10 protein-coding genes are annotated in these 10,777 nt (G+C 61.2%); 9 read left to right on the forward strand and 1 reads right to left on the reverse strand.

The window, feature by feature from the left end; all coding sequences use genetic code 11:
- The first annotated feature begins 2 nt into the window (after positions 1–2).
- The 9 genes from murD (at position 3) to lpxC (ending at position 10,492) form a co-directional block, all read left to right on the forward strand.
- Positions 3–1,349: a UDP-N-acetylmuramoyl-L-alanine--D-glutamate ligase gene (gene murD / locus AC1DVE_RS27670; RefSeq protein ID WP_477784345.1), complete on the forward strand. Its 1,347-nt coding sequence runs from the start codon at positions 3–5 to the stop codon at positions 1,347–1,349.
- The gene (gene ftsW / locus AC1DVE_RS27675; RefSeq protein ID WP_056726220.1) at positions 1,346–2,563 is read left to right on the forward strand and encodes a putative lipid II flippase FtsW; all 1,218 of its coding nucleotides are present in this window, start codon (positions 1,346–1,348) and stop codon (positions 2,561–2,563) included. Before murD ends, ftsW begins: the two co-directional genes overlap by 4 nt.
- Positions 2,553–3,623, forward strand: coding sequence for an undecaprenyldiphospho-muramoylpentapeptide beta-N-acetylglucosaminyltransferase (gene murG, locus AC1DVE_RS27680; protein WP_046041926.1), 1,071 nt, complete (start codon positions 2,553–2,555; stop codon positions 3,621–3,623). The genes ftsW and murG overlap by 11 nt, the downstream gene beginning before the upstream one ends.
- Complete coding sequence (gene murC / locus AC1DVE_RS27685) at positions 3,616–5,076, forward strand: UDP-N-acetylmuramate--L-alanine ligase (RefSeq protein ID WP_223459003.1); 1,461 nt, start codon at positions 3,616–3,618, stop codon at positions 5,074–5,076. Before murG ends, murC begins: the two co-directional genes overlap by 8 nt.
- Positions 5,073–6,056, forward strand: a complete 984-nt coding sequence (locus AC1DVE_RS27690; RefSeq protein WP_223459005.1) for a D-alanine--D-alanine ligase — start codon at positions 5,073–5,075, stop codon at positions 6,054–6,056. The genes murC and AC1DVE_RS27690 overlap by 4 nt, the downstream gene beginning before the upstream one ends.
- Before the next feature lie 4 nt (positions 6,057–6,060).
- Positions 6,061–6,927 carry a cell division protein FtsQ/DivIB gene (locus tag AC1DVE_RS27695; RefSeq protein ID WP_111279722.1) on the forward strand — a complete coding sequence of 289 codons (867 nt, stop codon included), beginning with the start codon at positions 6,061–6,063 and terminating at the stop codon, positions 6,925–6,927.
- A 15-nt stretch (positions 6,928–6,942) separates the two neighbouring features.
- Complete coding sequence (gene ftsA, locus AC1DVE_RS27700) at positions 6,943–8,202, forward strand: cell division protein FtsA (protein WP_007972611.1); 1,260 nt, start codon at positions 6,943–6,945, stop codon at positions 8,200–8,202.
- 72 nt (positions 8,203–8,274) lie between these two features.
- Positions 8,275–9,468, forward strand: coding sequence for a cell division protein FtsZ (ftsZ, locus tag AC1DVE_RS27705; protein WP_150727950.1), 1,194 nt, complete (start codon positions 8,275–8,277; stop codon positions 9,466–9,468).
- 112 nt (positions 9,469–9,580) lie between these two features.
- Positions 9,581–10,492, forward strand: coding sequence for a UDP-3-O-acyl-N-acetylglucosamine deacetylase (gene lpxC, locus AC1DVE_RS27710; RefSeq protein WP_007916984.1), 912 nt, complete (start codon positions 9,581–9,583; stop codon positions 10,490–10,492).
- On the opposite strand, the gene AC1DVE_RS27715 is transcribed toward lpxC, so the two are convergent.
- Positions 10,465–10,777 (reverse strand): hypothetical protein (locus AC1DVE_RS27715; RefSeq protein ID WP_477784346.1); only part of this gene is annotated, 313 nt, incomplete at its 5' end. The genes lpxC and AC1DVE_RS27715 overlap by 28 nt on opposite strands.

Genomic DNA, 10,777 nt, shown 5'->3' on the forward strand with positions numbered 1-10,777 from the left:
TCGTGTCTCTGATCGCTTCTGACCACTTCCGCATCGTTGTCGGCCTCGGCAAGAGCGGCATGTCCCTGATTCGCTTCCTGGCGAACCGGAGCGTGGCGTTTGCCGTGGCCGATACGCGGGAAAATCCACCGGAACTGGCCACGCTCAAGCGTGACTATCCGCACGTGGAAGTGCGTTGTGGCGAGCTGGACGTCGAGTTCCTGTGCCGTGCCGACGAGCTCTACGTGAGCCCCGGCCTGGCGCTGGCGACCCCGGCCCTGCAGGCCGCCGCCGCCCGTGGCGTGAAATTGTCCGGTGACATCGAGCTGTTCGCGCGTAACGCGAAGGCGCCGATCGTGGCCATCAGCGGCTCCAACGCGAAAAGTACCGTGACCACTCTGGTCGGCGAGATGGCGGCTGCGGCCGGCAAACGTGTTGCCGTCGGTGGCAATCTCGGTACCCCGGCGTTGGACTTGCTCAGCGACGACGTCGAGTTGTACGTGATGGAATTGTCGAGTTTCCAGCTGGAAACCACCGACCAACTCAACGCCGAAGTGGCGACCGTGCTCAACGTCAGCGAAGACCACATGGACCGTTACAGCGGTCTGCCGGCCTACCACCTGGCCAAGCACCGGATCTTCCGCGGTGCCAGACAGTTCGTGGTCAATCGTCAGGATGCCCTGAGTCGTCCGTTGATGGGCGAAGGGCAGCCATGCTGGACCTTCGGCCTGAGCAAACCCGATTTCAAGGCGTTTGGTATCCGTGAAGAAGACGGCGAGAAATACCTGGCCTTCGAATTCCAGAATCTGATGCCAGTGCGCGAATTGAAGATTCGTGGCGCCCACAACCAGTCCAACGCCCTGGCAGCACTGGCCCTAGGGCATGCGGTCGGCCTGCCGTTCGATGCCATGCTGTCGAGCCTGCGCACCTTCGCCGGTCTCGAGCATCGTTGCCAATGGGTCCGCGACCTCGACGGCGTGGGCTACTACAACGATTCCAAGGCCACCAACGTCGGTGCTGCACTGGCGGCCATCGAAGGCCTGGGCGCAGACATCGACGGCAAAGTCGTGCTGATCGCCGGTGGCGACGGCAAGGGGGCCGAGTTCAAGGACCTACGCGATCCGGTGGCGGCCAACTGCCGCGCCGTGGTCCTGATGGGCCGCGACTCCGACAAGATCGGCGAGGCCATCGGCGATGCCGTACCGCTGATCCGCGCCGGTTCCCTGGTCGAGGCTGTCGAGCAATGCCGCGCCGCAGCCCAGCCGGGCGACGTGGTGCTGCTGTCGCCAGCCTGCGCCAGTTTCGACATGTTCAAGAACTACGAAGACCGTGGTCACCAGTTCGTCCAAGCCGTGGAGGATCTGGCATGAGCCTGAAAGGCATCATCAAGCCGTATCCATCGCCGCTTATCACCGGGCGCGGTATCGACCTCGACTTCCCGATGCTCGCCGGTTGCCTGACGCTGCTCGGCCTGGGGCTGATCATGATTGCCTCGGCATCGACCGAAGTGGCGGCCGTGCAGTCGGGCAGCGCCCTGTATTACATGATTCGCCACCTCATTTACGTGGTGCTGGGCCTGGGTGCCTGCATCGTCACCATGATGATCCCGATCGCTACCTGGCAACGCTTGGGCTGGCTGATGCTGCTGGGGGCGTTCGGCTTGCTGGTGATGGTGATCATTCCGGGGATCGGCCGTGAGGTTAACGGCTCGATGCGCTGGATCGGCTTCAGTTTCTTCAACGTCCAGCCTTCCGAGATCGCCAAGGTGTTCGTGGTGATCTACCTCGCCGGTTATCTGGTGCGTCGCCAGAAAGAAGTGCGTGAAAGCTGGATGGGCTTCTTCAAGCCGTTCATCGTGCTGCTGCCGATGGCGGGCCTGCTGCTGATGGAGCCGGACTTCGGTGCCACCGTCGTGATGATGGGCGCTGCGGCGGCGATGCTGTTCCTGGGCGGCGTTGGGCTGTTCCGTTTTTCCCTGATGGTGGTCCTGGCCGTCGGCGCGGTGGTGTTGTTGATTCAAATGCAGCCGTATCGAATGGCGCGTCTGACCAACTTTGCCGACCCATGGGCCGACCAGTTCGGTGCTGGCTATCAGCTGTCCCAGGCGTTGATCGCCTTCGGTCGCGGCGAATGGCTGGGCGTCGGCCTGGGCAACAGCGTGCAGAAACAGTTCTACCTTCCGGAAGCCCACACTGACTTCGTGTTTTCGGTCCTCGCCGAGGAGCTGGGTGCGGTGGGTTCGTTGTGCACCGTGGCACTGTTCGTCTTCGTGTGTATTCGCGGCATGTACATCGGTTTGTGGGCCGAGAAGGCCAAGCAGTTTTTCGCGGCTTACGTGGCATACGGTCTGTCGTTCCTGTGGATCGGTCAATTCCTGATCAACATCGGCGTAAACGTCGGTCTGCTGCCGACCAAGGGTCTGACCCTGCCGTTCCTCAGTTATGGCGGTAGTTCGTTGGTCATTTGCTGTGCCTGTCTCGGCTTGTTGCTGCGCATTGAGTGGGAAAGTCGAACCCACCTGGGCAGTGAAGAGATGGAGTTCCATGAGAGCGACTTCGCCGAGGAGCCGAACCATGGGCGCTAACGTCATGATCATGGCTGGCGGCACCGGTGGCCACGTGTTCCCTGCGCTGGCCTGTGCCCGAGAATTCCAGGCGCGCGGCTATACCGTGCACTGGCTCGGCACTCCGCGTGGGATCGAGAACGATCTGGTGCCGGCGGCCGGTATCGAGCTGCATCGGATCAACGCCAGCGGTCTGCGCGGCAAGGGCAAATTGTCCCTGCTCAAGGCACCGTTCATGTTGTTCAAGTCGGTCTGGCAGGCGCGGGCGATCATTCGCCGTCTGCAACCGGTCTGTGTCGTGGGTTTTGGTGGTTTTGTGACCGGCCCTGGCGGTGTCGCGGCCAAACTGGCCGGCGTGCCGGTGATCGTTCACGAACAGAACGCCGTGGCCGGTACCGCCAATCGGTTGCTGGTGCCGTTGGCCGCCCGAGTCTGTGAAGCGTTCCCCGACACCTTTACCCTGTCGGACAGCCGCCGGACCACCGGTAATCCGGTGCGCACCGAGCTGTTCCTCGAGACATCGCGACCTGCCCTGGCCGGTCGCAAGGCGCGTTTGCTGATCCTGGGCGGAAGCCTGGGCGCAGAACCGTTGAACAAGTTGCTGCCTGAAGCCCTGTCGCAAGTCGCTGCCGATTTGCGTCCGGAAGTGTTCCATCAGGCCGGCAAAAACCACGATGAAGTGACTGCAGAGCGCTATCGCGCGGCTGGCGTCGAGGCGCAGGTGCAGCCCTTCATCAAAGACATGGCCCAAGCTTACAGCTGGGCCGACCTGGTGGTATGTCGCGCAGGCGCGCTGACCATCAGTGAACTGGCCGCTGCCGGTCTGCCATCGATGCTGGTGCCCTTGCCTCACGCCATCGACGATCACCAGACCCGCAACGCCGAATATTTGGCCCGAGAAGGCGCAGCCTTCCTGATGCCACAAAGAACGACTGGCGCAGCGGATCTTGCCGCTCGCCTGACAGAGGTCCTGATGCAACCACAACGACTCAACGAAATGGCTACCGCGGCACGCCGCCTGGCCAAACCCGATGCCACCCGTAACGTGGTCGATAGCTGCCTGGAGGTGGCCCATGGTTGAGAGTCAGAAAGCCATGCCACAACCGGAAATGCGCCGTATCCGTCGCATCCACTTCGTCGGTATCGGCGGTGTGGGCATGTGCGGGATTGCTGAAGTGTTGTTGAACCTGGGCTATGAAGTGTCCGGTTCCGACCTGAAGGCTTCGCCGGTGACCGAGCGTCTGGAGTCCTTCGGGGCGCAGATCTTCATCGGCCACCGCGCCGAGAACGCCGCCGCTGCCGATGTGCTGGTGGTGTCGAGCGCCGTGAACCCGTCCAACCCGGAAGTTGCAACCGCACTGGAACGCCGTATTCCGGTGGTGCCGCGTGCAGAGATGCTGGCTGAGCTGATGCGTTATCGCCACGGTATCGCCGTTGCCGGTACCCACGGCAAAACCACCACCACCAGCCTGATCGCTTCGGTGTTCGCCGCCGGTGGCCTGGACCCGACATTCGTCATTGGTGGACGCCTGAATGCCGCGGGCACCAATGCCCAGCTTGGCACCAGCCGCTACCTGATCGCCGAGGCCGACGAGAGCGACGCCAGCTTCCTGCACTTGCAGCCGCTGGTGGCCGTGGTCACCAACATCGATGCCGATCACATGGCGACCTACGACGGTGACTTCAACAAACTGAAGAAAACCTTCGTCGAATTCCTCCACAACCTGCCGTTCTATGGTCTGGCGGTGGTGTGCCTGGACGATCCGGTGGTGCGTGAAATCCTCCCGCAGGTCAAACGCCCGACGGTCACCTATGGCTTCGGCGAAGACTGCGACGTGCGCGCCATCAACGTGCGCCAGCAAGGCATGCAGACCTTCTTCACCGTGCTGCGCCCTGACCGTGAGCCGCTGGATGTTTCGGTGAACATGCCGGGCAACCACAACGTATTGAACGCACTGGCGACCATCTGCATCGCTACCGACGAAGGCGTCAGCGATGAAGCCATCGTCCAGGGCCTGTCCGGGTTCCAGGGTGTCGGCCGACGCTTCCAGGTCTACGGCGAACTGCCGGTGGACGGCGGCAATGTGATGCTGGTCGATGACTACGGTCACCACCCGACGGAAGTCGCGGCCGTGATCAAGGCCGTACGCGGTGGCTGGCCGGAGCGCCGCCTGGTGATGGTCTACCAGCCGCACCGTTACAGCCGCACCCGTGACCTGTACGACGATTTCGTCAATGTGCTGGCCGACGCCAACGTACTGCTGCTGATGGAAGTCTATCCGGCCGGCGAAGAGCCGATTCCGGGTGCCGACAGCCGCAAGTTGTGCAACAGCATCCGTCAGCGTGGCCAGCTTGACCCGATCTACATCGAGCGTGGTGTCGACCTCGCGCCAGTGGTCAAGCCGCTGCTGCGCGCCGGCGACATCCTGCTGTGCCAGGGCGCCGGCGATATCGGCGGTCTCGCACCAAAACTGTTGAAAAGCGAGTTGTTCGCCGGTGCCGTTGCCGCGCCGGAGAAGGGGAAGTTGAAATGACTGCTGCCTACGCCAACCTGGTCTCCACGATCGCGCCGAAAGACTTCGGCCGCGTCGCCGTGCTGTTCGGCGGCAAGAGTGCCGAGCGTGAAGTGTCCCTGAAGTCGGGTAACGCCGTTCTCGACGCACTGCAAAGCGCCGGTGTGGACGCGTTCGGCCTCGACGTGGGCGATGACCTGCTGCAGCGACTGCTCAACGAAAAGATCGACCGCGCTTTCATCATCCTCCACGGTCGTGGCGGTGAAGACGGCAGCATGCAGGGTCTGCTCGAATGCCTGGGCATTCCGTACACCGGCAGCGGCATCCTGGCTTCGGCCCTGGCCATGGACAAACTGCGCACCAAGCAGGTCTGGCACAGCCTGGGCATTCCGACGCCACGTCACGCGGTACTCGGCAGCGAAGCCGATTGTATTTCGGCAGCGACGGAACTGGGCTTCCCTTTGATCGTCAAACCGGCCCATGAAGGTTCAAGTATCGGTATGGCCAAAGTGAGTTCCGCGTCCGAATTGATCGACGCATGGAAAGCGGCCAGTACCTACGATTCGCAAGTGCTGGTCGAGCAATGGATTCACGGTCCGGAGTTCACCATCGCCACCCTGCGTGACCAGGTGTTGCCACCGATTGCCCTGGGCACGACGCACAGCTTCTACGACTACGACGCCAAGTACATCGCCAACGATACCCAGTACCGCATTCCGTGCGGGCTGGATAGCGCAAAGGAACAGGAACTCATGGACCTCACGGCTAAGGCCTGTGAAGCGCTGGGTATCGCCGGTTGGGGCAGGGCAGACGTGATGCAGGACGCCGAAGGGCAGTTCTGGTTCCTGGAAGTCAACACCGCACCGGGCATGACCGATCACAGCCTGGTGCCGATGGCGGCCCGTGCTGCCGGTCTGAATTTCCAGCAACTGGTTCTGGCCATTCTGGCCCAGAGCGTTGCCGGCAATGCTGCCGGTAACCAAGAGTCGACGAGAGGTTAAGGCCATGCAAGGCGCTCAGCTCAGACATCAGCCTCCCGCACCCGGCCGCAAGCCGGTGCCACGGGGTGCCAGCCGAATGGTGGCCAAAGAGCCGATGTCCGCGCGCCTGCCGAAAGCCAATTTCGGCTTTCTGAAAAGCCTGTTCTGGCCGGTAGTGCTGGTGGCTTTGGGGTTCGGTACTTACGAAGGCGCGACACGGCTGTTGCCGTATGCCGACCGGCCGATCACCAAGATCAACGTGCAGGGCGACTTGAGTTACATCAGCCAGCAAGCGGTGCAGCAGCGGATCGCCCCGTACGTGGCGTCGAGCTTCTTCACCATCGACCTGGCGAGCATGCGCACCGAGCTGGAAACGATGCCATGGATTGCCCACGCCGAAGTGCGCCGGGTGTGGCCGGATCAAGTGGTGATCCGCCTGGAAGAACAACTGCCGGTGGCCCGTTGGGGCGACGAGTCGCTGTTGAACAACCAGGGTCAGGCCTTCACCCCGCGCGAGCTGGCGAACTACGAACACTTGCCTCAGCTGTTCGGCCCGCAGCGGGCTCAACAGCAAGTGATGCAGCAATACCAGGTGCTGAGCCAGATGCTCAGGCCGCTGGGCTTCTCGATAGCACGTCTGGAACTGCGTGATCGCGGCAGCTGGTTCCTGACCACCGGCCCCGGCAGCGCGGGTCCCGGGATCGAACTGCTGCTGGGACGCGGCAACCAGGTGGAAAAGATGCGCCGTTTCATCGCCATCTATGACAAGACGCTCAAAGAACAGATTACGAACATTGCGCGCATCGATCTGCGCTACGCCAACGGCCTCGCTGTTGGCTGGCGGGAACCTGTAGCGCCCACGGCAGCCCAACCCGCTGTCGCGAAGAATTAAGAAGAGGCAGGACCCATGGCAAACGTGCAAAGCGGCAAAATGATCGTCGGTCTCGATATCGGCACCTCCAAGGTGGTGGCGCTGGTGGGCGAGGTCGCGGACGACGGCACGCTGGAAATCGTCGGGATCGGTACCCATCCGTCCCGTGGCCTGAAAAAAGGCGTGGTGGTGAACATTGAATCCACCGTGCAATCGATCCAGCGCGCCATCGAAGAAGCGCAGCTGATGGCTGGTTGCCGCATTCACTCGGCGTTCGTCGGCGTGGCCGGCAATCACATCCGCAGCCTGAATTCCCACGGCATTGTGGCGATTCGTGATCGCGAAGTCAGCTCGGCGGACCTTGAGCGTGTGCTCGACGCTGCCCAGGCCGTGGCGATCCCGGCTGACCAGCGCGTGCTGCACACCCTGCCGCAGGATTACGTGATCGATAACCAGGAAGGCGTCCGCGAGCCGCTGGGCATGTCCGGCGTGCGTCTGGAAGCCAAGGTCCACGTGGTCACCTGCGCCGTCAACGCCGCACAGAACATTGAAAAATGCGTGCGCCGCTGCGGTCTGGAAATCGACGACATCATTCTCGAGCAACTGGCTTCCGCGTACTCGGTACTGACCGATGACGAGAAAGAGCTGGGCGTGTGCCTGGTGGACATCGGTGGCGGTACTACCGATATCGCGATCTTCACCGAAGGCGCGATCCGTCACACCGCGGTGATCCCGATTGCCGGTGACCAGGTGACCAACGACATCGCCATGGCGTTGCGCACTCCGACCCAGTACGCCGAAGAAATCAAGATTCGCTACGCCTGCGCCCTGGCCAAACTGGCCGGTGCCGGCGAAACCATCAAGGTACCAAGCGTCGGCGACCGTCCGCCGCGCGAACTGTCCCGCCAGGCCCTGGCCGAAGTGGTCGAGCCGCGCTACGACGAACTGTTCACGCTGATCCAGGCCGAACTGCGCCGCAGCGGCTACGAAGACCTGATCCCGGCCGGTATCGTGCTGACCGGCGGTACCGCGAAGATGGAAGGCGCCACTGAACTGGCCGAGGAAATCTTCCACATGCCGGTCCGCCTGGGCGTGCCTCACGGCGTCAAAGGTCTGGATGACGTGGTGCGCAACCCGATCTATTCCACTGGCGTTGGCCTGTTGATGTACGGCCTGCAGAAGCAGTCCGACGGCATCTCGTTCTCGGGCATCGGCAGCCGCGACAGCTACAGCAACGAAGAGCCACAGGCTCCGTTGCTGGACCGACTGAAGAAGTGGGTCCAGGGCAATTTCTAAAGCTTTACCGTAATACCGTTTCACCGAAGCACGCAGTAGGCGAAAAAACTAGAGAATGTAAGGAGAGGGAAAATGTTCGAACTCGTAGACAACATCCCCGCAAGCCCGGTAATCAAAGTTATCGGTGTCGGCGGTGGCGGCGGCAACGCTGTCAACCACATGGTCAAGAGCAACATCGAAGGCGTTGAGTTCATCTGCGCCAACACTGATGCCCAGGCGCTGAAATCCATCGGCGCGCGGACCATCCTGCAACTGGGTACCGGTGTGACCAAGGGCCTGGGCGCTGGCGCCAACCCTGAAGTAGGTCGTCAGGCTGCTCTGGAAGACCGTGAGCGCATTGCCGAAGTCCTGCAGGGCACCAACATGGTGTTCATCACCACTGGCATGGGCGGCGGTACCGGTACCGGTGCTGCGCCGATCATCGCCGAAGTGGCCAAGGAAATGGGCATCCTGACCGTTGCGGTCGTGACTCGTCCGTTCCCGTTCGAAGGCCGCAAGCGTATGCAGATCGCCGACGAAGGCATCCGTCTGCTGTCTGAAAGCGTCGACTCGTTGATCACCATTCCCAACGAGAAGCTGCTGACCATCCTCGGTAAAGACGCAAGCCTGCTGTCGGCTTTCGCCAAGGCCGACGATGTACTGGCCGGTGCCGTTCGCGGTATCTCCGACATCATCAAACGTCCGGGCATGATCAACGTCGACTTCGCCGACGTGCGTACCGTGATGAGCGAAATGGGCATGGCGATGATGGGCACTGGCTGCGCCAGCGGTCCGAACCGTGCACGTGAAGCGACCGAAGCGGCCATCCGCAACCCGCTGCTCGAAGACGTGAACCTGCAAGGCGCACGTGGCATCCTGGTGAACATCACTGCCGGTCCTGACCTGTCCCTGGGTGAGTACTCCGACGTGGGTAGCATCATCGAAGCCTTCGCTTCCGAGCACGCGATGGTCAAGGTCGGTACCGTTATCGATCCGGACATGCGCGACGAGCTGCACGTGACTGTCGTTGCCACAGGTCTGGGCGCTAAAATCGAGAAGCCTGTGAAGATCATCGACAACACTGTTCACACTTCGATGTCTGCACAGCCACAACAACAGGCCCCTGTTCGTCAGGAAGCTCCAGCGGTGAACTACCGTGATCTGGACCGTCCGACCGTCATGCGCAACCAGGCTCAGGCCGGTGCTGCGACTGCCGCGAAGATGAATCCGCAAGATGACCTGGACTACCTGGACATCCCGGCTTTCCTGCGTCGTCAGGCCGATTGATGGAATGTATCAGGGCTATGAAGGTGATTGGTGTTCAGCAAAGGCTCGGTCTGCTATCATCGCCAGCCTTTGTTGATACCAGTTCGCAATTTGCGCTGAAGCGGCCCAAGCCATGATTAAACAACGCACACTGAAAAATATTATCCGTGCCACAGGTGTAGGCCTGCACTCCGGGGAGAAGGTCTACCTGACCCTCAAGCCTGCGCCTGTCGACACTGGCATTGTGTTTTGTCGCGCTGACCTCGACCCTGTGGTGCAGATTCCTGCCCGCGCGGAAAACGTCGGTGAAACCACTATGTCGACCACGCTGATCAATGGCGACGTCAAAGTGGACACGGTAGAGCACTTGCTCTCGGCCATGGCTGGCCTGGGCATCGATAACGCCTACGTCGAGCTCTCCGCGTCCGAAGTCCCGATCATGGATGGCAGCGCTGGACCCTTCGTATTCCTGATTCAATCGGCTGGCCTGGAAGAACAGGACGCCGCCAAGAAATTCATCCGTATCCTGCGTGAAGTGACAGTGGAAGACGGCGACAAGCGCGCCACTTTCGTCCCTTTCGAAGGGTTCAAGGTGAGCTTCGAGATCGATTTCGATCACCCGGTTTTCCGGGACCGCACCCAAAGTGCAAGCGTGGATTTTTCCAGCACTTCGTTCGTAAAAGAAGTCAGCCGCGCCCGTACTTTCGGTTTCATGAGTGACATCGAGTACCTGCGCAAGCACAACCTCGCACTCGGCGGCAGCGTTGAAAACGCTATTGTGGTCGACGCCGATGGCGTACTGAACGAAGACGGCCTTCGTTATGAAGACGAATTCGTGAAGCACAAGATTCTCGATGCAATTGGTGACCTCTACCTGCTGGGCAATAGCCTGATTGGTGAGTTCAAGGGCTTCAAGTCCGGCCACGCACTGAACAACCAGCTGCTGCGCAAGTTGATTGAGCAGACAGATGCCTGGGAAGTCGTGACGTTCGAAGACGCCAGCACTGCACCGATCTCTTACATGCGTCCGGTTGCGGCCGTGTGAGCAAAAAATCTCTCTAGTTTTTTAAAGGCTACCTTCGGGTGGCCTTTTTTTATGGTGCGCCCAGCATGGGCGCAATCTTGTGGGTGAAAGTCCCGCCGTAAGCTGACCACAGCGAACGAAGCGAAGCGCAACTGCATGAGGGCGACCGAGTGTGGGGAGGAAGCGTGGAGCGAAACCGCGAGCCGATGAACAAGAACCGGATACAAGGCGAAGCCGATCAGGGCGAGCGAGCCATAAATCGCGAAGCTCTTGTGGTCAAAGATCAGGCTGCGTAAATCCGGCGGT

This window comes from Pseudomonas sp. P4_B4 (assembly GCF_056402255.1).

Coding starts and splice junctions, on each gene's coding strand:
- ftsZ (WP_150727950.1), top strand. CDS start 8,275: ATGTTCGAACTCGTAGACAACATCCCCGCAAGCCCGGTAATCAAAGTT.
- ftsA (WP_007972611.1), top strand. CDS start 6,943: ATGGCAAACGTGCAAAGCGGCAAAATGATCGTCGGTCTCGATATCGGC.
- ftsW (WP_056726220.1), top strand. CDS start 1,346: ATGAGCCTGAAAGGCATCATCAAGCCGTATCCATCGCCGCTTATCACC.
- murG (WP_046041926.1), top strand. CDS start 2,553: ATGGGCGCTAACGTCATGATCATGGCTGGCGGCACCGGTGGCCACGTG.
- murC (WP_223459003.1), top strand. CDS start 3,616: ATGGTTGAGAGTCAGAAAGCCATGCCACAACCGGAAATGCGCCGTATC.
- lpxC (WP_007916984.1), top strand. CDS start 9,581: ATGATTAAACAACGCACACTGAAAAATATTATCCGTGCCACAGGTGTA.
- AC1DVE_RS27690 (WP_223459005.1), top strand. CDS start 5,073: ATGACTGCTGCCTACGCCAACCTGGTCTCCACGATCGCGCCGAAAGAC.
- AC1DVE_RS27695 (WP_111279722.1), top strand. CDS start 6,061: ATGCAAGGCGCTCAGCTCAGACATCAGCCTCCCGCACCCGGCCGCAAG.